This is a genomic window from Sulfuritortus calidifontis (assembly GCF_003967275.1).
Classification (GTDB): domain Bacteria; phylum Pseudomonadota; class Gammaproteobacteria; order Burkholderiales; family Thiobacillaceae; genus Sulfuritortus; species Sulfuritortus calidifontis.
This window is the reverse complement of record NZ_AP018721.1, coordinates 850,738-870,842: the sequence shown is the minus strand read 5'-3', so window position 1 is coordinate 870,842 and position 20,105 is coordinate 850,738. Positions and strand designations below refer to the sequence as shown.

Annotated in this window: 15 protein-coding genes; 5 read left to right on the top strand and 10 right to left on the bottom strand. The window is 66.4% G+C overall.

From position 1 onward, the window contains the following. Nucleotides 1-17: 17 nt before the first annotated feature. The 7 genes from EL388_RS04660 to EL388_RS04630 form a co-directional block, all read right to left on the bottom strand. Complete coding sequence (locus tag EL388_RS04660) at nucleotides 18-1,175, bottom strand: TRAP transporter substrate-binding protein (protein ID WP_126460339.1); 1,158 nt, start codon at nucleotides 1,173-1,175, stop codon at nucleotides 18-20. 118 nt (nucleotides 1,176-1,293) lie between these two features. Beyond that, complete coding sequence (locus tag EL388_RS04655) at nucleotides 1,294-2,793, bottom strand: CoA-acylating methylmalonate-semialdehyde dehydrogenase (RefSeq protein ID WP_126460336.1); 1,500 nt, start codon at nucleotides 2,791-2,793, stop codon at nucleotides 1,294-1,296. A gap of 12 nt (nucleotides 2,794-2,805) precedes the next feature. Beyond that, complete coding sequence (gene glcF / locus EL388_RS04650; RefSeq protein WP_126460333.1) at nucleotides 2,806-4,026, bottom strand: glycolate oxidase subunit GlcF; 1,221 nt, start codon at nucleotides 4,024-4,026, stop codon at nucleotides 2,806-2,808. Between the two features lie 2 nt (nucleotides 4,027-4,028). After that, nucleotides 4,029-5,093, bottom strand: a complete 1,065-nt coding sequence (gene glcE, locus EL388_RS04645; protein ID WP_126460329.1) for a glycolate oxidase subunit GlcE — start codon at nucleotides 5,091-5,093, stop codon at nucleotides 4,029-4,031. Beyond that, the gene (locus EL388_RS04640; RefSeq protein ID WP_126460324.1) at nucleotides 5,090-6,532 is read right to left on the bottom strand and encodes an FAD-linked oxidase C-terminal domain-containing protein; all 1,443 of its coding nucleotides are present in this window, start codon (nucleotides 6,530-6,532) and stop codon (nucleotides 5,090-5,092) included. The genes glcE and EL388_RS04640 overlap by 4 nt, the downstream gene beginning before the upstream one ends. Before the next feature lies 1 nt (nucleotide 6,533). Next, on the bottom strand, nucleotides 6,534-7,859 hold the full coding sequence (locus EL388_RS04635; protein WP_126460319.1) for a four-carbon acid sugar kinase family protein: 1,326 nt from the start codon (nucleotides 7,857-7,859) through the stop codon (nucleotides 6,534-6,536). Nucleotides 7,860-8,035: 176 nt separating this feature from the next. Beyond that, the gene (locus EL388_RS04630; protein WP_126460314.1) at nucleotides 8,036-10,255 is read right to left on the bottom strand and encodes a phosphoketolase family protein; all 2,220 of its coding nucleotides are present in this window, start codon (nucleotides 10,253-10,255) and stop codon (nucleotides 8,036-8,038) included. An 89-nt stretch (nucleotides 10,256-10,344) separates the two neighbouring features. On the opposite strand from EL388_RS04630, the gene EL388_RS04625 reads away from it, so the two are divergent. Further along, complete coding sequence (locus EL388_RS04625) at nucleotides 10,345-11,097, top strand: IclR family transcriptional regulator (protein ID WP_126460308.1); 753 nt, start codon at nucleotides 10,345-10,347, stop codon at nucleotides 11,095-11,097. A 61-nt stretch (nucleotides 11,098-11,158) separates the two neighbouring features. On the opposite strand, the gene EL388_RS04620 is transcribed toward EL388_RS04625, so the two are convergent. Then, nucleotides 11,159-12,460 carry a hemolysin family protein gene (locus EL388_RS04620; protein WP_126460305.1) on the bottom strand — a complete coding sequence of 434 codons (1,302 nt, stop codon included), beginning with the start codon at nucleotides 12,458-12,460 and terminating at the stop codon, nucleotides 11,159-11,161. Between the two features lie 115 nt (nucleotides 12,461-12,575). Here EL388_RS04620 and EL388_RS04615 point away from each other — a divergent pair, with 115 nt between their 5' ends. The 4 genes from EL388_RS04615 (at nucleotide 12,576) to EL388_RS04600 (ending at nucleotide 18,619) form a co-directional block, all read left to right on the top strand. Further along, nucleotides 12,576-13,934 (top strand): NfeD family protein, encoded by a 1,359-nt coding sequence (locus tag EL388_RS04615; RefSeq protein ID WP_126464000.1) that lies wholly within the window; start codon nucleotides 12,576-12,578, stop codon nucleotides 13,932-13,934. A 192-nt stretch (nucleotides 13,935-14,126) separates the two neighbouring features. Then, entirely contained in the window at nucleotides 14,127-14,891 is a 765-nt protein-coding gene (locus tag EL388_RS04610) for a slipin family protein (protein ID WP_126460302.1), read from the top strand. Nucleotides 14,892-15,599: 708 nt separating this feature from the next. Then, complete coding sequence (locus EL388_RS04605) at nucleotides 15,600-16,121, top strand: arsenate reductase (azurin) small subunit (RefSeq protein WP_126460299.1); 522 nt, start codon at nucleotides 15,600-15,602, stop codon at nucleotides 16,119-16,121. A gap of 14 nt (nucleotides 16,122-16,135) precedes the next feature. After that, nucleotides 16,136-18,619 carry an arsenate reductase (azurin) large subunit gene (locus tag EL388_RS04600; RefSeq protein ID WP_126460296.1) on the top strand — a complete coding sequence of 828 codons (2,484 nt, stop codon included), beginning with the start codon at nucleotides 16,136-16,138 and terminating at the stop codon, nucleotides 18,617-18,619. A 315-nt stretch (nucleotides 18,620-18,934) separates the two neighbouring features. Here the strand turns inward: EL388_RS04600 and EL388_RS04595 are convergent, their stop codons facing one another. Beyond that, nucleotides 18,935-19,543, bottom strand: coding sequence for a nitroreductase family protein (locus tag EL388_RS04595; RefSeq protein ID WP_126460293.1), 609 nt, complete (start codon nucleotides 19,541-19,543; stop codon nucleotides 18,935-18,937). A 195-nt stretch (nucleotides 19,544-19,738) separates the two neighbouring features. Further along, a complete protein-coding gene (locus tag EL388_RS04590) occupies nucleotides 19,739-20,092 on the bottom strand; it encodes a hypothetical protein (RefSeq protein ID WP_126460290.1) in 354 nt (117 codons plus the stop codon). Between the last annotated feature and the right edge of the window lie 13 nt (nucleotides 20,093-20,105).

Genomic DNA, 20,105 nt, shown 5'->3' with positions numbered 1-20,105 from the left:
GGTAAGCGGGGCGCTACTTATTTCTTCTTCTTGGCGAAGAAATGGTTGTAGGCCATCTTGTAGTCGACCAGGGTGTCGTTCTGCCAGCGGCAGGTGCGGGCGGCGAAGGCGCGCATCGAATCGAGCACCTTCTTGAACGCCGGGTTCTCCGCGCTCTTGGCCGCCATGATCTTGTCCCAGGCCTCGAGCTGCTTCTTCAGTATGGCATCCGGCGTCTTGTAGAACTTGACGCCCTGCTGGCTGGCCATGGCCTGGTAGTCCTTGGAATAGCGGTCGATCGCCTTCCAGGACATGTCGGCCGAGGCGGCCTCGATGGCATGCTTGATGATGGCCTTGTGCTCGGCGTTGAGCGCATCGTACTTCTTCTTGTTGAACAGGATCTCGAACTGCTCGCTGCACTGGTGGAAGCTCTGCAGCATGCAGACCTTGGCCACGTCGGGGAAGCCGAGCAGACGATCGGACGAGGCATTGTTGAACTCGGCCGCATCGAGCAGGCCGCGGTCCATGGCCGGCACGATCTCGCCACCCGGCAGCGGGTTCACCGCCGCGCCCAGATCCTTGTACATGTCGACCGCGAGGCCGACGGTACGGAACTTGACGCCCTTCATCTGATCGGCGCTGGTGATCGGCTTCTTGAACCAGCCGAAAGGCTGGGTCGGCATCGGGCCGTAGAGCATGGACACCACGTCCATGTTCATGCTCTTGTAGATCTCGTCGAGCAATTCCTTGCCGCCGCCGTAGTAGTGCCAGGCCAGCACCATGTTGGGGTCCATGCCGAAGGCCGGGCCCGAGCCCCACAGCGCCACGGCGGAGTTCTTGCCGTACCAGTAGGCGACCACGCCGTGGCCGCCGTCCAGGGTGCCCTTGCTCACCGCATCGAGCAGGTCGAAGGCCTTGACCACGGCGCCGGCCGGCAGTACCTCGATCTTGAGTTCCTTGCCGGACATGGCATTGACCTTGTTGGCGAAGTCGACCGCGTATTCGTGGAAGATGTCCTTGGCCGGCCAGGTGCTCTGGAAACGCAGGCTGACCGGGGCCGAGGCCTTGGCGATGGCGGGGAAACCCAGGCTCGCGGCACCGGCGGCGGTGGCCGCGGTGGCGGTGAGGAATTTGCGGCGCGCGGCCTTGGTCGGTTTCACATCTTGCTTAGCTTCTACGTCCTTTTTCTTGCTCATGCTTTCGTCTCCTCGAGGTACGTGAAAAAGCGGGTAACCCATCGTGACAGCGTGTGCGACGCTGAACCGACAGAGTACCCCACTACAACGGCCGAAAACACCACTTGCCAAGCCGGATTCAGCCCAATGTGGGCATTACTAGGGTATTGGCCGTGCGCTCGGCCGGCGCAGGCCAACGGCTGGTAACCACCTTGGTGCGCGTGTAGAAATACACGCCCTCCATGCCATGCATGTGCAGATCGCCGAACAGCGAGGCCTTCCAGCCACCGAAGGAGAAGAAGGCCATGGGCACCGGGATCGGCACGTTGACGCCGACCATGCCCACCTCGATCTCGTGCTCGAAGCGGCGCGCCCAGTGACCCGATCCGGTGAAAATGGCCGTGCCGTTGCCGTAGGGGTTGGCGTTGACCAGGCGCACCGCCTCGTCGAAGCTGGCGACCCGCAGCACGATCAGCACCGGGCCGAAGATCTCCTCGCGGTAGATGTCCATCTCGGGCCTGACCCGGTCGAACAGGGTCGGCCCGACGAAAAAACCGCCTTCCAGACCGGCGACTTTCAGGCCCCGGCCATCGAGCACCAGCTCGGCGCCCTGGGCGACGCCGCTGTCGATCAAGCCGACGATGCGGTCGCGATGCGCCGCCGAGATCACCGGGCCCATCCCGACGCCGGGCGCATCGCCGCGGCCGACCCGGATCCGGGCGGCCTTGTCCTTGAGCAGTGGTACAAGACGCTCCCCCGCCTCGCCCACCGCCACCACGGTGGAGATCGCCATGCAGCGCTCGCCGGCCGAGCCGTAGGCGGCGCCGACCAGGGCCTCGGCGGCGAATTCCAGGTCGGCGTCCGGCATCACCACGGCATGGTTCTTCGCCCCGCCCAGGGCCTGCACCCGCTTGCCGTTTCTGGCGCCGGTCTCGTAGATGTATTTCGCCACCGGGGTGGAGCCGACGAAGGAGATGGCGCCGACATCCGGGTGATGCAGCAAGGCGTCGACCGCCTCCTTGTCGCCCGGCACCACGTTGAACACGCCATCGGGCAGGCCGGCCTCGCGCAACAGCTCGGCCATGCGCAGGCTGCACGAGGGCACCTTTTCCGAGGGCTTGAGCACGAAGGTGTTGCCGCAGGCGATGGCGACCGGGAACATCCAGAGCGGCACCATGACCGGGAAGTTGAACGGGGTGATGCCGGCGCACACCCCCACCGGCTGCAGCAGGGAATGGCAGTCGATGCCGCGGCCGACGTCCTCGGCCTGCTCGCCCTTCAACAGATGGGGCACGCCGCTGGCGAACTCGATCACCTCGATGCCGCGCTGGACCGAGCCGGCGGCGTCCTCCAGGGTCTTGCCATGCTCTTCCGAGGCGAGCCGGGCCAGCTCTTCGCGATGCTGCTCCATGAGTTCGCGAAAGCGGGTGAGGAGGCGGGCGCGGCGCAGGGGCGTGGTGTCGCGCCAGGCGGGAAAGGCGGCCTTGGCCGCCGCCACCGCGGCGTCGATATCGGCCTTGCCGGCCAGCGGCACCCGGCGGATCACCTCGCCGGTGGCGGGGTTGCAGACCTCGGCCGTCCTGTCGCTTTGCGCCGCTACCGGCTTGCCCGCAATCCACAGCTTCAGGGTCTGCACCATTTTTGTTTCCTCTCAGTCGATGGCCGGCCGATCGAGCAATTCCAGCCAGTGCAGCACCGGCCGGTCGGCCCCGGCCTCCAGGTGCAGCTGGCAGCCGACGTTGGCGGTGGCGATGAGCTCGGGCGCGCCGCCGGTCAGGGCGGCGAGCTTGGCGTCGCGCAGCCGGGTCGAGAGCTCCGGCTGCAATACCGAATAGCTGCCGGCCGAGCCGCAGCACAGGTGGCCGTCGCGCACCGGGGTCGGCACATAGCCCAGTTGGCTAAGCATAGCCTCCACCCGGCCGTTCAGCTTCTGGCCGTGGTTCAGGGTACAGGGCGTGTGGAAGGCCACCCGCCGTCCGCCGCCCGGCCGGCCCAGGGGCGCGAGGTCGAGGCCGGCGAGCAGTTCCACCGGGTCGCGCGCCAGCTCGGACACCCGCGCCGCCTTCTCGGCATAGGCCGGATCGTGGCGCAGCAGCGCCCCGTAATCCTTGACCTGGACGCCGCAGCCGCTGGCGGTGATGAGGATGGCCTCGGCCCCCTGCTCGATGTGCGGCCACCAGGCGTCGATGTTGCGGCGCATATAGGCCAGCGCCTCGGCCTCGGCCGACAGGTGATGGGCCAGGGCGCCGCAGCAGCCGGCGCCCTCGGCCCGCACCAGTTGAATGCCGAGCTTGGCGAAGACGCGGGCGGCCGCGGCATTGGTCAGCGGCGTGGCCACCGACTGGGCGCAGCCTTCCAACACCAGCACGCGCCGCTGGCTTTGCAGATTGGGCCAGGTGCCGGCCGGTCGCGGCTGCGGCAGCTTGCGCCGCATGGCGGCCGGCAGCAGGAAACCGATGCCACGGGCCAGACCGAGGACGAAACCGAAGCGAGCCGGTTCGGCCACCACCTTGCGCAGGCCCCAGCGCAGCAGGCGTTCATGCAGGGGGCGCGCCACTTTCGACTCGAGCACGGCGCGACCGATATCGGCCAGACGGCTGTAATGCACGCCCGAGGGACAGGTGGTCTCGCAGGCGCGGCAGGTGAGACAACGGTCCAGATGCTGCTGGGTGATGCGGCTGGGCAGCGCGCCCTCGAACACCTGCTTGATGAGATAGATGCGGCCGCGCGGGCCGTCGAGTTCGTCGCCCAGCAGCTGATAGGTCGGACAGGTCGCGGTGCAGAAGCCGCAATGCACGCAGGCGCGCAGGATGGCCTCGGCCTCCTGGCCTGCGCGGCTGCCGGCGAATTCGGGCGCGAGATGGGTTTCCATGCTTACAGGTCCGGATACATTCGGCCGGGATTGAACAGGCCCTGCGGGTCGAAGGCATGCTTGATCCGGCGCTGCAGCGCGGCCATGGCCGGCGGCAGCGGCTGGAACACCTCGCCTGCCCGATCGCCGCCCCGGAACAGCGTGGCATGACCGCCCGCCGCGACGGCGAGCTGGCGGATGGTCGCGGCCGGGGCCTCGCTTCTCAGCCAGCGCTGGGCGCCAGCCCAATCGAGCAGGACCTTGCCCGGCAGCTCGAGCCAGGGCGCGGCCGGCGGCAGCGACAGGCGCCAGAGCGGCATCTCGCCGGCGAAGAAGCCATGCCGCTGCTCCTTGATCTTGTCGCGCCAGAAATTTTCGTCCTCGGCGAATATCTCGCCGCCGAGCAGGCCGCGGCTCTGGGCCACGGCGCTGGCGGCACCGGACAGGCGCAGGTAGAGCCGGGCGCCGTCATGGCAGGCGGCCGACAACGGCAGGGGCCGGCGCGCCAGTTCGGTAAGGTAGGCCAGGCTGTCGGCCGCGCCGCGCTCCTGCACCAGGGTGATCTCCTTAGCCGGCCGCGGCACGACCTTGAGGCTGACTTCGAGCAGCACGCCCAGGGTGCCGAAGGCGCCGGCCTGCAAACGCGAGAGATCGTAACCGGCGACGTTCTTCATCACCTCGCCGCCGAAGCGCAGCACCTCGGCCCGGCCGTTGAGCAGGCGCACGCCGAGCACGTGGTCGCGCGCACTGCCGGCCCAGGGCCGGCGCGGGCCGGACAGGCCGCAGGCGATGCTGCCGCCGAGGGTGGCCGTCGCGCCGAAATGCGGCGGCTCGAACGGCAGCATCTGGCCCTGCGCCGCCAAGAGGTTCTCGATTTCGCGCAAAGGCGTGCCGGCGCGGGCGGTGAGCACCAGCTCGCGCGGCTCATAGCTGACCACGCCGCTATGCCCGGCGACGTTCAGGGGCGTGCCCTGGACGGGGCGGCCGAGGCTGGCCTTGCTGCCACCACCGACGATGGCCAGCTTCTCGCCGGCCGCGGCCGCCTCGGCCACGCGTTCTTGCAGCTCGCGGGAAAGATCGGCGCTCATGCGTGTTCGTGGGAATGCTTGTGGGGCAAGGTACGGTATTCCGAGCAATGGCGCGGGGTGGGCACGCCCTTGCCGGGGTTGAGGAGTTCCAGCGGGTCGAAGGCCTGCTTCACCGCGCGGAACTGGTTCAATTCCTCGGGCCTAAACTGCACGCACATCTGCCTGATCTTCTCGATGCCGACGCCATGCTCGCCGGTGATGGTGCCGCCGACCTCGACGCAAAGCTCCAGAATCCTGCCGCCCAGTTCCTCGGTGCGCGCGAGTTCGCCCGGCTTGTTGGCATCGAACAGGATGAGCGGATGCAGGTTGCCGTCGCCGGCGTGGAAGACGTTGGCCACCGGCAGGCCGTATTCGCGCGACAGCTCGGCCGTGCGCTTGAGCACCTCGGGCAGGCGCCGGCGCGGAATGGTGCCGTCCATGCAGTAGTAGTCAGGCGAGATGCGACCCACCGCGGGGAAGGCCGCCTTGCGGCCCTTCCAGAACAGGGCGCGCTCGGCCTCGTCGCGCGCGCTGCGCACCTCGGTCGCGCCCGCGGCCTCCAGGACTTCACGGATGCGGGCGATGTGCTCGGACACTTCCTGGTTGGTGCCATCGACTTCGCACAAGAGAATCGCCGCGGCATCGGTCGGATAGCCGGCATGGACGAAGTCCTCCGCCGCCTGGATCGCCGGCCCGTCCATCATCTCCAGCCCGGCCGGGATGATGCCGGCGGCGATGATCTCGCCCACCGCGCTGCCGGCCTTCCCGACATCGTCGAAGGCGGCCAGCACCACCTGGGCCCGTTCCGGCACCGGCAGCAGGCGCACGGTGACCTCCACCGCCACGCCGAGCATGCCCTCGGAACCGATGGCCAGGGCCATCAGATCGTAGCCCGGCGCATCCAGCGCGCGGCTCCCCAGTTCCAGCAGCTCGCCCTCGATGGTGAGCAGCTTCATGGCGCAGACGTTGTGCACGGTCAGGCCGTATTTCAGGCAGTGCACGCCGCCGGAGTTCTCGGCGACGTTGCCGCCGATGGTGCAGGCGATCTGGGACGAGGGGTCGGGCGCGTAATACAGGCCGTGCGGCGCGGCCGCCTCGGAGATGGCGAGGTTGCGCACGCCGGGCTCCACCGTGGCGGTCAGCCCCACCGGGTCGATACGCAGGATTCGGTTCAGGCGGGCGAGGCTCAAGAGCACGCCCTCGGCATGCGGCAGGGCGCCGCCGGAGAGGCCGGTGCCGGCGCCGCGGGCGACCACCGGGATCTGGTGCCGATGACACAGCTGGAGCACGGCGCGGGCCTCATCCACCGTGTGCGGCAGCGCCACCACGTAAGGCAGCTGGCGATAGGCCGACAGGCCGTCGCACTCGTAGGGCCGGCGCGCCTCCTCCGCCTCCAGCACCGCATCGGCCGGCAGCAGGGCACGCAAGGCGGCGATCAGGGCGGGACGGTCCAGGCTCATCTCAGGCGGCCTTGCCGGTCAGGCGTTGCAGGGCGACGGCCAGGGCATCCTCGGCGCCGACGTTGCCGGGGAAGATGACCACGGGCATGCCCGGGTAACGGGGATGATCCTCGGGACAGCGCACCACCGAGCAGCCGGGCAGGATCTGGCCGAGCACGCGCGCGGTGCGCAAGGCCAGGCCGACCGAGAGCACATCGTTGGAGGTGATGCCGCCCTTGCTGATCAAAAAGCCCAGGGTCGGTGGCAGGCCCTTGACCACGTCCATCAGGAAGGCGGAGACCTGCTCGCCGAAGGCCAGGCGGGCGGCCTGGTTGTCGAAGGTGCGCTCGACGCGACTGGTGTAGATCACCGGGGTGTCACCGTCGGCGTGGGCCCTGGCGGCCTGGGCCAGGATGTCCTGCAACAGGTGCTCGCGCTCGCGGCCGATGCGGTCGACATCGATCTCCAATGCCACCACATGGGGCAGCTTGAGCAGCCGTGCCAGCTGCTCGGTGGTCTTCTTCACGTGCGAGCCGACCACCACCGCGCCCGGCCGGCCGCCGCGCACGTAACGGGCCATGGCCTCGGCTGGCACCGGCTGGGGTGGCAGCTGGGCCAGGGCGGTGAGCAGGCTGGCGCCGCTGCGGAACAGGAAGCGCTTGCCCTGCCCGGCCGCCTGCTTGAGCTGGGCCGCGAAATGATCGAGATCGGCCTGGGTCTCGGCATCGACCACGCAGCACTGATTGCCCTTGAGCGCCATGAGCCGCGGCAGGGCATCGCCGCGCACGTCGGCAAGCAGGAAGCGCTCGACCGCATTCGCCTTGATCCGGCCGCGGGTCTTTTCCTCCACGTAATCCGGCAGATAGCTGTGCGTGTAGCCGAACACCGAATCGCGGGCGAACTCGGTCTCGTGCACCGGCACCGGCTTGCCGTCGACCAGGAGGTAATGCACGGAATCGCGCGTGATGCGGCCGCCTTCGAAGAAGGCCGGCACCAGGAAGTGGGCATCGAAGGGCCCGAGCTCCTCGGCGATGACGTCGGTCTCCACCGGGTAATGGCCGCGCAGGGTCGAATCGGAGCGGCTGACCAGGATGGGATTGATCGGCCGCCCTGCGCGCGCCAGCTGGTCGAGCACCCGGTGCAGGCGCCAGCAGACCTCGCGCGTGACCGCGGCGGCGCGGGTCGGGTCCATGCCCCGGGTGTTGGTCAGCACGAAGAACAGGGGCGCGGCATCGAGCAGCGCCTCGCGCAGAGTGGCCTCGTCCCAACGCGTCAGCAGCAGGCAGGAATGCACCGTCTGCGAGCCGGTCGGGTCGTCGTCGAGGACGATGATCTTGGTATCGGTCATAAATTCAAATTCAGGCACCACATCTCCCCTCTCCCACCGGGATTTATGCCCTTTAGGGTAGAGGGGCCGGGGGTGAGGGGAAATTGCGCGGGATCACGCAAAGGCCGGAAAACCCTAAGCGCTACGCGCTCCCTCACCCGGCTTCGCCACCCTCTCCCGCCGGGAGAGGGGAAAAACTACCCCGCCAGGGCCTGCACCCGCTTGGCCATGGCCTCGGCCGTGAGGCCGTTGTAGTCCATGATCTCGGCCGGGCTGGCGGTGGTCTCGCCGCGCTTCCAGGCGAAGGTATCACGCGCCTTGGCCCGGGTGCGCAGCAGCACCGGCTCCAGGCTGGCCGAGGGGCCGCCGCTCACGGCCAGCAGCACGTCGGCATCGAACAGCGCGTTGAAATGGGCGTCGTCCATGAAGGCGTTGTCCGGCTCGGACACGGTGTCCCAGGAAATGTCGGTCGGCCGGTACAGGCGGCGCGGGTTGACCACGGCGACGATGCGCACGCGCCAGCCCGCGGCCTCCAGCTTGTCCTTGGCCTCGAACACCGGCAGCAGCACCATGTCGCCGGTGACGGCGAAGACCACGCTGCCCTTCGTGCCGGCCTTGGATTCATAGAGAATGGCGGCGCCCTTCTCCACCGCATCGCGCGCCTCTTCCAGGCTCAGGTAAACCGGCAGCGGCGACTTCGAGGCGATGATGACCATGCCCTTGTTGAAACTGTTGGTGGCGTAGTCGTAGGCGGCCTGGATGGCGTTGGCATCGCAGGGGAACAGCAGATAGACGTTGCCATTGCGCATCTGGGCGGCGAAGTAGTTCTCGATCTCCGGCCGCTGGTGGGTCCAGCCGTTGCGCCCCTGTTCCAGGGCGCCCGCGGTGAACATGCAGACGATGGACGGGGTGCGGCGCCGCAGCTCGGCCATGGCCTGGGTCACGGTCTGCACGATGGGCCAGCCGTTGATGGCAAACGATTCGTACGACAGCCAGAGGGCACGCGAGCCAAACAGGGCGAGGCCCGCGGCGAGGCCGGCGCAGGCGTCCTCGTTCAGGGGCTCGTAGACCTGGCCGGTCGGCTCCTGGTTGTACAGCGGGTCGACCGTCGGGTGGCGGATCTTCAGGGCATCGTTGATGTTCTTCATGGCCGAGGCCTCGTTGCCGTCGGCGTTGGTCACCACGAAGCGCTTGTCCTGCTTGCCCACGTACGCGACCAGGGCGCCCATGGCGGTGGCGGGAACCGCCTTCTCGCCCTTGGCGTAGTCGTGGAAGGGCAGCTTGCCCAGCGGGGCGAGGTCGAGCACGCGCTCGGTCACCACGGTCTTCACGGCCGGGCCGCCGCCGGCGCGCACGAAGTTCTCGCGCACGATGGCCCAGGCCTCGGGGTTGAGGGCGCGGCGCTTGAGACCCTCGATCATGTGCGGCTTGTCCAGGGTATCGGCCGGATACAGGTTGTGCGACTTGGCACCCAGAGTGTGCACGCCGGTGCCCTTGAGCTGCTTGAGAATGAAGGCGGTGAGCTTGCCGGACAGAGCCGACTTGGCGGCGTAGTCCATGCCCTCCAGCACGGCCTGGGTGAAGGCCAGGCGCTGCTTGAGGGAGAAGCGGCTGCTGTCGACGTAGGCGCCTTCCTGGCCGCTGTCGTCGAAGGATTTGGCATCGACCAGCACCACCTCGTCGAAGCCGTGACCGGCCCAGTAGGCGATCATCTCGTCGTTCGACAGGCGCGAGACCATGGAATGATGCTCCTGGGAATAACCGTTCCAGATCAGTGTAGGCAGAAAGTTGGTCACGTTGGGGTAGGCGGTGTGGAAGTGCATCATCGAGTTGAGCACGTATGGCTCGCCCATGCCGCCGTCGCCGATGGTCACCGGGAACAGCACATCGGGGTGCAGCAAGGCACCGGCCATGGCGAAATGCTGGCCCTGGCCCAAGGGACCGGCCGGAGCCAGGAGGCCGGGGATGGCGCCCGAGAGATGGCCGAGCAGGCCATGCTTCTCGCGGAAGCGGGCCATCATGTCGGCCATGGTCTTGATGCCCATCTCCTCGAGCGAGGTGTCGAGGAACATGGCGCTGTAGAAGCCGGGGGCGTGGTGGCCCACCTCGGTCACGATGTTGGTGTGGCCGAGCATGACCAGGGCGGCATAGGCCTCGGCGCTGGAGGCGAAGCCGCCGGGGTGACCCGAGCCCTTGGCGCCGCACATCTGCAGGGTGACATAACGCAGGGCGTCGGCCATGAGCAGGGTCTGGAACACGGCGTCCGGGTCGGACGGATTGGCGATGGCCTTCCGGCCTTCGGCGATGGCGGGGCGGGCGGCGTGGCGGTCGAAACCGGGCCAGGGCTCGCCGTAATACTGGATGCCTTCGCAATAGGCGGGGATCGCGCGCTTGGTCAGCGTGGCCTGAGCAGACATGATGCACTCCTGAAGAAAAAAATCCTGTTGCGGCGACCTTAGTGCAAGGTCTACCATTTCACAATACGTAATCGTTTTCGCATAATGAAATGAAGACCGACGACAGCCGCAGCGGCATCCAGGTCATCGACCGGCTGAGCGCCCTGCTCCATACCCTGGTGACCAACGGCGGCAGCGCCAGCCTCAAGACGCTGTCGGCCGAGACCGGCCTGCACCCCTCCACCGCCTTCCGCATCCTCAGCTCGGCCGCCGACAACGGCCTGGTCGACCGCATCGACGGCGGCCAATACCGGCTGGGCGAGCGGCTGATGCAATGGGCCTGCGCCCTGCAGGGCGGCACCAACCTGCCCGAGCTCGCCCGGCCGGTGATGGAATGGCTGCGCGACAAGGTGGAAGAAACGGTGAACCTCACCCTGCGCGAGGGCGACGAGGTGGTCTACATCGAGCGGGTGACGCCGCGGCGGATGATGCGGGTGGAACAGGTGATCGGCAGCCACGCCCCACTGCACGTCACCGCGGTGGGCAAGATGATGCTGGGCGCCGCCGGGCGCGAGGCGGTGAAGGACTATGCCGCGCGCACCGGCCTGCCGGCCTACACCAGCCACACCATCACCACCCCGGGCAAGCTGTGGACCGAAGTCTCGCGCTGCCACAAACAGGGTTACGCCCTGGACGACGAAGAGGCGGAGATCGGAGTCGGCTGCATCGGCGTGCTCATCCGCAACGGCAGCGGCATCATCGTCGCCGGCCTGTCGATCTCGGCCCCGATCGAGCGCCGGCGCCTGGACTGGGTGCCGCTGGTGCAGGAGGCCGCGCGCCGCATCTCCGCACGCCTCAAATAATGATGTCGGCCGCGGTCTGGCGTGAGCCGGGCGCAAGCGCGGACGGGCCGGCACTGCTTGGTCAGGCCTGGGTGCGCGGCGCATCCGGGATGCGCGTGGCCAGCACCTTGTCGATGCGCTTGCCGTCGAGGTCGATCACCTCCAGGCGCCAGTTCTCCCAGGTGGCGACATCGCCGGTCTGCGGCAGGCGGCCGAGCAGCCACATCACCAGGCCGCTCAGGGTGTGGTAGCGGCCCTTCTCTTCTTCCGGCACGGTCTTGAGGCCCAACTGGTCCTTCAGTTCCGGGATCGGGATCAGGCCGTCGAGCAACCAGGAGCCGTCCTCGCGCTGCACCGCCCAGGCCTCGGCCTCGCCATGCGGCACGAATTCGCCGGTGACCGATTCGAGCACGTCATACAGGGTGACCAGCCCCTGCAACTCACCGTATTCGTCCACCACCAGCACCATCTGGATGCCGGTGCTGCGGAAATGCTCCAGCAGCTCCAGCCCGGTCAGGCTCTCGGGCACGAAGACCTCGGTCTGCACCAGGCCGGCCAGATCGATCGGTTTGCCCTGCAGGGTCAGGTTGAGCAGCTGCCGGGTATCGACGATGCCCAGCACCTCGTCCAGCCCACCCCGACAGACCGGAAAGCGGGCATGGCCGGACTCGGTGACGATCCTGAGGTTTTGCTCGAGCGGCCGGGCCAGGTCGAGATAGACGATGTCGGCGCGCGGGATCATGAGCGAGCCGAGCAGGCGTTCGTCCAGGCGGAACACGTTGCGCACCATTTCGTGTTCCTTGCGTTCGATCACGCCGGCCTCCGAGCCTTCCTCCAGCAGGGCGTGGATCTCCTCCTCGGTCACGCTGGGGGCGGACTGGCCGCGCTTGCCCAGGAGGCGCAGCAGGCCATCGGTCGAGACCGACAGCAGCAGCACGAAGGGGCGGGTGATCAGGGCCAGGCCGAGGATCGGCCGTGCCACCCATCGGGCGATCGCCTCGGGATGAAACTGGGCCAGGCGCTTGGGCACGATTTCACCGATCACGATGGAGACATAGGTGATGAGCACCACCACCAGGGCGGTCGCCGCGAAGTAACCGATATCCGGGGCAAGACCCCGGGTTTGCAGCCAGCCGGCGAGCGGGCTGGCCAGTGCCGCCTCGCCCACGATGCCGCTCAGGATGCCGATGGAGGTGATGCCGATCTGCACCGTGGACAGATAGCGCGTGGGCGTGTCGTGCAAGGCAAGGGCGACGCCGGCGGCCTTGTCGCCGCCCTCCGCCAGGCGGGCGAGCCGGGCGCGGCGCACGGTGGCCAGCGCGAGCTCGGACATGGAAAACAGGCCGTTGAGCAGGATGAGTGCCAGCAGAAAGAGGATTTCCATGATGAAGGTCCGTTCGCGCGATCGACAGGCGTGGTCGTCCGAGCATAGCCGCAGCCGGCCGGAAAACCCAAGCCGCCACACCCTTGTCATCCTGGGCAGTACTATAGTGGGACTCATGCGCCTCCTGCTCCTGCTCCCGCTCTGCCTGATGCTGCTCGCCCTGCCCGCGCGCGCCGTGCCGGTGCATGTGCTCACGCTGGAGGGGGCGATCGGGCCGGCCAGCGCCGACTACGTGACACGCGGCCTGGACAAGGCGGCCGAGGCCGGGGCCGGGCTGGTGGTCCTGCAACTGGACACCCCGGGCGGCCTCGACACCTCGATGCGCACCATCATCAAGGCCATCCTCGCCTCGCCGGTGCCGGTGGCCAGCTACGTCCATCCCAGCGGCGCGCGGGCGGCCAGCGCCGGCACCTACATCCTCTATGCCAGCCATATCGCCGCCATGACCCCGGGCACCAACCTGGGCGCGGCCACGCCGGTGGCCATCGGCATCGGTGGCCCAGCGGGGCAGGAACCCGAGAAAAAACCAGACGAGGGCTCAGCCAGCAAAGGAGATGCCGCGCCGGAAAAACCCGCGCCCGCGGGCGACGCCATGACCCGCAAGCAGGTGCACGACGCCGCCGCCTACATCCGCAGCCTGGCCGAGCTCAGGGGCCGCAACGCCGATTGGGCGGAACGGGCGGTGCGCGAGGCGGTCAGCCTGTCGGCAAGCGAGGCCCTGCAACTCAAGGTGATCGACGTCATCGCCGACGACATCGAAGACCTGCTCGGGCAAATCGACGGACGCCGGGTGAAGACGCTCACCGGCGAGGTCACGCTCGCGCTGAAAGACGCCACGCCCAGCCGGGTCGAGCCCGATTGGCGCAGCCGCCTGCTGGCCGTGATCGGCGACCCGAGCGTGGCCTACATCCTGATGCTGATCGGCATCTACGGCATCATCTACGAGTTCGCCAACCCGGGCTTTGGCCTGCCCGGCGTGGTCGGCGCCATCTCCCTGCTGCTGGCGATGTTCGCCCTGCAGATGCTGCCGATCAACTACGCCGGGCTGGCGCTCATCGTGCTCGGCCTGGCCTTCATGGTGGCCGAGGCCTTCGTGCCCAGTTTCGGCATCCTCGGCCTGGGCGGGGTCGCCGCCTTCGTCATCGGTTCGGTCATGCTGATCGACACCGACCTGCCCGGCTATGGCATTTCCTGGGGGCTGATCCTGCCCTTCGCCCTCGCCAGCGCCCTGTTCCTGTTCTTCGTGGTGAGCATGGCGCTGCGCGCCCGGCGCCGGCCGGTGGCCACCGGCCGGGAGGAGATGCTGGGCGCGCTGGGCGAGGTGCTGGAAGACTTCGAGCACACCGGCTGGGCCCACATCCACGGCGAAACCTGGCAGGTGAAAAGCCGCGTGCCGTTGAACCGCGGCACCCGGGTGCGGGTCACAGGAATGGACGGCCTGGTCCTGGAAGTGGCACCGGCAGAAGAGAAGTGATCGGTTTGCAGCCTGCAGTCAGCCAACCCCGGCAACCAACCGCTGAAAGCTGAATACTGAAAGCTGAATACTGAAAGCTGAATACTGAAAGCTGAATACTGAAAGCTGAATACTGAAAGCTGAATACTGAAAACTGAATACTGAAAACTGAATACTGAAAACTGGTAACTGACAACTTCGAAGGAGACTGACATGCCCGGATTCGGTGGCCTCGGCGCCCTCTTCCTCATCATCATGCTCGTGGTCGCCTCGCTCCGCATCCTGCGGGAATACGAGCGCGGCGTGATCTTCATGCTCGGCCGCTTCTGGAAGGTGAAGGGCCCGGGCCTCATCCTGGTGGTGCCAGGCATCCAGCAGATGGTGCGGGTGGACCTGCGCACCATCGTCATGGACGTGCCGAGCCAGGACGTGATCTCGCGCGACAACGTCTCGGTCAAGGTCAACGCCGTGGTCTATTTCCGGGTGGTCGATCCGGCCCGCGCCATCCTCCAGGTGGAGGACTACATGTCGGCCACCAGCCAGCTGGCCCAGACCACGCTGCGGGCCGTGCTGGGCAAGCACGAGCTGGACGAGATGCTGGCCGAGCGCGAGCGGCTCAACCTGGACATCCAGCAGGTACTCGACAGCCAGACCGATGCCTGGGGCATCAAGGTCTCCAACGTCGAGATCAAGCACGTCGACATCGACGAATCCATGGTGCGCGCCATCGCCAAGCAGGCCGAGGCGGAGCGCGAGCGGCGGGCCAAGGTGATCCACGCCGAAGGCGAACTGCAGGCCTCGGAAAAACTCCTGCAGGCCGCCCAGATGCTGGCCCAGCAGCCCCAGGCCATGCAGCTGCGCTATCTGCAGACGCTGTCCAACATCGCCAGCGACAAGACCAACACCATCGTCTTCCCCCTGGCTGGGGAGTTCATCGAGAGCCTGATGCGCGGCAACGACCAGAAGGCCAAGCCCTGAAGCAAAAACATCGGCTCCTGATCGCCCACGGCAGCCGGCGCCAGGCCTCGAACGACTGGGCGCGGCAACAGGCCGAGCAGGTCAGCCCAGCAGGCCCAGGATGATGCGATCCACCGCTGCGTCAGGCGCCAGCACGCGCGCCATCAGGGCTTCGAGCTTACGCTCGTTGTGTGACGGCCATCAGCCAACTGATACAGTCGACTGTAGCCGCAACCAGGACATTTCTTCATGACCAAATACTTCCAGGTTTGGTCCAGTTTGGTTAGCAGGCCGTTGAAAAACTACTGCGGTGGGCCATCTGCGGCGTTGCGCGGTGCTCGCTCCCTCGCCTATCTATTTGATATGTCTCGGTCGCTGCGCTCCGTGCGCCTTGCATCTGGCCATCCTCGCTACGTTTTTCAACGGCCTGTTAGGTATTACCTGCCAAAAGCACAGGATTTCAAGTCTTCGTTGGGTGTCCCAAAGATGCCCCGGTTTCGCTATCCGGTAGAAGCCCCGGCTCCGTATCCAATCTGCTGAACCTGCATGGCGCTCCTTCAAACTCAAAGGAGTGCCGAAGATTTCTGAACTTATGGCGCGACCGCTTTTCAGTTGCCAAACGGTAACGATGAATATAACCCATTGTTTTCAATATGACTAAAGCTTGGCTTGCATTGTGCTATACCAAACAGGTGCGAGACACGCACGCCATTCAAACAGGAGGAAGACATGACCCAACAGGTATCCCGCCGGGATTTCTTCAAGATGAGCGGCGGCCTTGCCGCAGGTGCCGGTGTAGCGGTGACCGGCCTGGCGCCCGCCACGGCCGAAGCTGCGCCGGTCAATACCGGCACCACCCTGCCTTATCCGATCAAGGCCGTCGGCAAGGCGGGCGAGATGAAGGTCAACGAACCGGTGGCGTTCAATTACCCGGATGCGTCGAGCCCCTGCCAGGCAATCAAAATGGGCGTGGCCGTACCCGGCGGCGTGGGACCGAACAAGGACATCGTCGCCTACAGCATCCTCTGCACGCACCAGGGCTGCCCCACCTCCTACGACAGCAAGGACCGCTGCTTCAAGTGCCCCTGCCACTACAGCATCTTCGATGCCGAAAAAGGCGGTCAGATGGTCTGCGGCCAGGCACCGACCAACCTGCCGCGCATCGTGCTGGAATACAACGCGAAGAATGACACCGTCACCGCCGTCGCCGTGGATGGCCTGATTTATGGCCGCCAGGCCAATGTGCTGTAAGGAGGAGAGAGACCATGGCTAAAGCAAAAGATCGCATCGCACTGCCGCCCGTCAATGCGCAGAAGACCAACATGACCTGCCACTTCTGCATCGTCGGCTGCGGTTATCACGTCTACAAGTGGCCGGAAAACACCGAAGGCGGCAAGGCTCCCCATCAGAATGCGCTGGGCCTGGACTTCCGTCGGCAGTTGCCGCCGTTCGCAACCATCGCCACGCCGACCCAGCAGAACGTCGTGACCGACAAGGATGGCCGGCGTCACCACATCCTCATCGTGCCCGACAAGGAATGCGTCGTGAACCAGGGGGGCGGCTCGGTGCGCGGCCTGCGCATGGCAAGCTACATGTATGCCGACGGGACGCTCACGGGCGAGCGCCTTGCCAATCCGCGCCTTTATACCGGCGACCAGTGGCTGGAGACCGACTGGAATCAGGCGCTGGCGCTCTACGCCGGCGTGACCAAGAAGATCCTCGACAACAAGGGCCCGCGCGAGATCGGTTTCGTCACCTTCGACCATGGCGGCGCCGGCGGCGGTTTCGAGAATACCTGGGGCTCGGGCAAGCTGATGTTCACCGCCCTGCAAACCCCTATGGTGCGCATCCACAACCGGCAGGCCTATAACTCCGAGTGCCACGCCACGCGCGAGATGGGCATCATGGAACTGAATAATTCCTACGAGGATGCCGAGGTCGCCGACTGCATCATGAGCATCGGCAACAACCCCTACGAAACCCAGACCAACTACTTCCTCTACCACTGGATGCCCAACCTGCAGGGCTCGACCGTGGACAAGAAGAAGAAATGGTTCCCGGGCGAGGAGGTCGGCCCCGGCAAGATCATTTTCGTCGATCCGCGTCGCACGCCTTCCATCGCCATCTGCGAGACCGCCGTCGGCAAGGACAGCGTGCTGCACCTCGACATCCAGCCGGGCACCGACGTGGCGCTGTTCAACGGCCTGTTCACCTATGTGATTGACCAGGGCTGGATCGACCGCGATTTCATCGCCAAGCGCACCAAGGGCTTCGACGAAGCCGCCAAGGCCAACCGGATGAGCCTCGACGAGTGCAGCCGCATTACCGGCGTGCCCGTGGCCAAGCTCAAGCAGGCGGCGGAATGGGCCTACAAACCCAAGGCCGGCGGCAAGATGAAGCGCACCATGCATGCCTACGAGAAGGGCATCATCTGGGGCAACGACAACTACGCCATCCAGTCCTCGCTGCTCGACCTCGTGATCGCCACCCACAACGTCGGCGGCCGGCGCGGCACCGGCTGCGTGCGCATGGGCGGCCACCAGGAAGGCTATGCGCGCCCGCCCCACCCCACCGGCGAGAAGATCTACGTCGACCAGGAGATCATCAACGGCAAGGTGCAGATGATGACCTTCTGGGGCGTGAACACCTTCCAGACCACCTGCAACGCCGAGCAATTCCGCGACGCCGTGCTGCGCCGCTCGGAAATCGTCAAGCAGGCGATGCGCAAGGCGCGCGGCGCCAGCACGCAGGAAATGGTCGAGGCGATCTATGATGCCGTCGCCAACAAGGGGGGCCTGTTCGTCGCGACCATCAACCTGTACCCGACGATGATGGCCGAGGCCGCGCACCTGCTGCTTCCGGCCGCGCATCCGGGCGAGATGAACCTCACCTCCATGAACGGCGAGCGGCGCCTGCGCCTGTCGCAGAAGTTCATGGACCCGCCCGGCTCGGCCAAACCCGACTGCCTGATCGCCGCGGATATCGCCAATACCCTGAAAGCGATGTACGAGAAGGAAGGCAACGCCAAAATGGCCGACCGCTTCAAGGGCTTCAACTGGAAGACCGAAGAGGACGCGTTCAACGATGGCTTCCGCTACGGCGGCATCAAGGACGTGGGTGGCGAGATCCACAGCCAGGGCGGGGATACCGGCCATCTGGCGACCTACGCGCTGCTCGCCAAGGCGGGCAACAACGGCGTTCAGTTGCCGATCAAGGAAGTCAAAGGCGACAAGCTCATCGGTACCGAGATGCTCTACACCGACAAGTTCGGCACCGACGACGGGCTCGCCCACTTCAAGCCGTCGCCGTGGAAGGGACTGTTCCCATCGGTACAGAAGCAGAAGGACAAGTATCGTTTCTGGGTCAACAGCGGCCGCACCAACGAAGCCTGGCAGAGCATGTATCACGACCAGTACAACCCGGACATAAAGGAACGCTGGCCGATGGCTCCGGTGGAAATCAACCCGGCCGACGCTGCCGAACTGGGGATCGCCAGCGGCGACATCGTCGAGTTGTACAACGACTACGGCTCGACCTACGCCATGGCGTACCTCACCGAGGATGCCAAACGCAATCACGTGTTCATGCAGTTCGGGCACTACAACGGCATCCAGGGCGACGTCACCACCGAGGCGGTGGATCGCAATGTGGTGCCGGACTACAAACACACCTGGGCAAACCTGCGCAAGATCACCGGCGGCGCCTACAAGGCGACGGTGAGCTTCAAGTCGCGGCGCTACGCGTTCTGACCGATCCTGGGCTTGTCAACGGGGCACGCGAGTGCCCCGTTTTTTTTGGTCAAGGGCGACGGGGTGTCGCGACGGCCGCACATCTGGATTTGAAGAGGATAAGTGCTGGCTGTTCGGCGCATTGCCGCTACGCATCCAGCGTCGGGGACGCGCACGCATGGCCCGGATGGAAATGATTCAGCCTGGGTGGTGGCGGCCTTGATCTTCTTCGCCCCCAGCAGGCTGGCGCCGGAGTCGATAAGGATCACCCAGGCGTGACGACGAAGCCGAAGTTGGGGTTGAGGCCGTCAGGGGCCGTGTTCCAAGCCGCTCCCCTCAAGCCGGGAATCGGTTTTCCAGCACCACTTCGGCCAGCGCCAATTGGCCCGGCTTGGGCCAGACCGGTTGGGTCGCCTTGCCAATGGCGATCATCGGGCCCATGACGTGGTCGGCCGGCAAGCGAATCAGTTCGGCCACCCGCTCGATCTCGTAACCGATCATGGGGCAGGAATCGTAGCCCATCGCCTTGGCGGCCAGCATCAGCGTCTGCGCCGCCATGCCGATCGAGCGCTGCGCCTCGTCCCGCTGCAGCCAGTCGCGCCCTTCGTGAAACGGGCCGATCCAGGCCACCACCATCTGCGCCACGTCCTTGGGCGCATTGCGCCAGTAGCGCTCCGGCTGCTTTTGCCAGGCCTTCACGTCAGCCGTCAGCAGCACCAGCAGCGAGGCGTCGGTGACCTGAGCCTGATCGGCGGCCAGCGCCCGGATCTGCCGTCGCAGCTCGGGGTCGCGCAGGATGACAAAGCGCCAATGCTGGATGTTGAAACTGGTGGGCGATTGGATGGCCGCCTCCAGCAGCCGTTTCTCTTCGTCCGGTGTCAGGCGGTGCGTCGGGTCGAAATGCTTGACGGCGCGGCGCTGGTAGATAGCGTCGAAGGTATCCATGTTCAGTCCCTCCTGGGTGGCGCGGTGTGGATCGGGTCGGCTTCAGCTGGAGCGGCCGTTCAGTTCAACCCAGATTGTCCATTAGGGCGCGCGATGATGGCGAGGCGCATGGTGAGCGGATTCGCGCACGGGCGACGAGCCCATAGTCGTTCTATGGGCGAGGAGGACGGGCGCACAGCCGCCGCCAGGCGCCCGTCAGGGCGCGCGCAGGCCGGCAGGACCCGCCCCAAGACCCGGCTGGCATTGGCTCACTCGATTGCCCGCCGGGGCCATGGCCGGCCTAATGGATAATCTGGGTTCAATCTGCAAGCCCTGGTTGCCGGGCAGGGCGCACAGGGTGGCGACCAGGGTCTTGAGCGCCTGCTCCTCGCCACCCTGGCTCACTTCCACATAATCCAGCTCGGGCATCGGCGCGCCGGCCGACATCGGAATGGCCGAGGCGCGGCCGCGCCCGGCCATGCGTCCGCCATCGGTCACCAGGTAATAGCTGCGGTAGATCTCGCTTGCATCCGCGGCCTTGCCGCGCAGTTTCAGGGTCATCGTTTCCATGGTCGGCCCTCCT

Coding starts and splice junctions, on each gene's coding strand:
- EL388_RS04600 (WP_126460296.1), top strand. CDS start 16,136: ATGGCTAAAGCAAAAGATCGCATCGCACTGCCGCCCGTCAATGCGCAG.
- EL388_RS04620 (WP_126460305.1), bottom strand. CDS start 12,460: ATGGAAATCCTCTTTCTGCTGGCACTCATCCTGCTCAACGGCCTGTTT.
- EL388_RS04635 (WP_126460319.1), bottom strand. CDS start 7,859: ATGACCGATACCAAGATCATCGTCCTCGACGACGACCCGACCGGCTCG.
- EL388_RS04590 (WP_126460290.1), bottom strand. CDS start 20,092: ATGGAAACGATGACCCTGAAACTGCGCGGCAAGGCCGCGGATGCAAGC.
- EL388_RS04640 (WP_126460324.1), bottom strand. CDS start 6,532: ATGAGCCTGGACCGTCCCGCCCTGATCGCCGCCTTGCGTGCCCTGCTG.
- EL388_RS04615 (WP_126464000.1), top strand. CDS start 12,576: ATGCGCCTCCTGCTCCTGCTCCCGCTCTGCCTGATGCTGCTCGCCCTG.
- EL388_RS04605 (WP_126460299.1), top strand. CDS start 15,600: ATGACCCAACAGGTATCCCGCCGGGATTTCTTCAAGATGAGCGGCGGC.
- glcF (WP_126460333.1), bottom strand. CDS start 4,026: ATGGAAACCCATCTCGCGCCCGAATTCGCCGGCAGCCGCGCAGGCCAG.
- glcE (WP_126460329.1), bottom strand. CDS start 5,093: ATGAGCGCCGATCTTTCCCGCGAGCTGCAAGAACGCGTGGCCGAGGCG.
- EL388_RS04660 (WP_126460339.1), bottom strand. CDS start 1,175: ATGAGCAAGAAAAAGGACGTAGAAGCTAAGCAAGATGTGAAACCGACC.
- EL388_RS04625 (WP_126460308.1), top strand. CDS start 10,345: ATGAAGACCGACGACAGCCGCAGCGGCATCCAGGTCATCGACCGGCTG.
- EL388_RS04655 (WP_126460336.1), bottom strand. CDS start 2,793: ATGGTGCAGACCCTGAAGCTGTGGATTGCGGGCAAGCCGGTAGCGGCG.
- EL388_RS04630 (WP_126460314.1), bottom strand. CDS start 10,255: ATGTCTGCTCAGGCCACGCTGACCAAGCGCGCGATCCCCGCCTATTGC.
- EL388_RS04595 (WP_126460293.1), bottom strand. CDS start 19,543: ATGGATACCTTCGACGCTATCTACCAGCGCCGCGCCGTCAAGCATTTC.
- EL388_RS04610 (WP_126460302.1), top strand. CDS start 14,127: ATGCCCGGATTCGGTGGCCTCGGCGCCCTCTTCCTCATCATCATGCTC.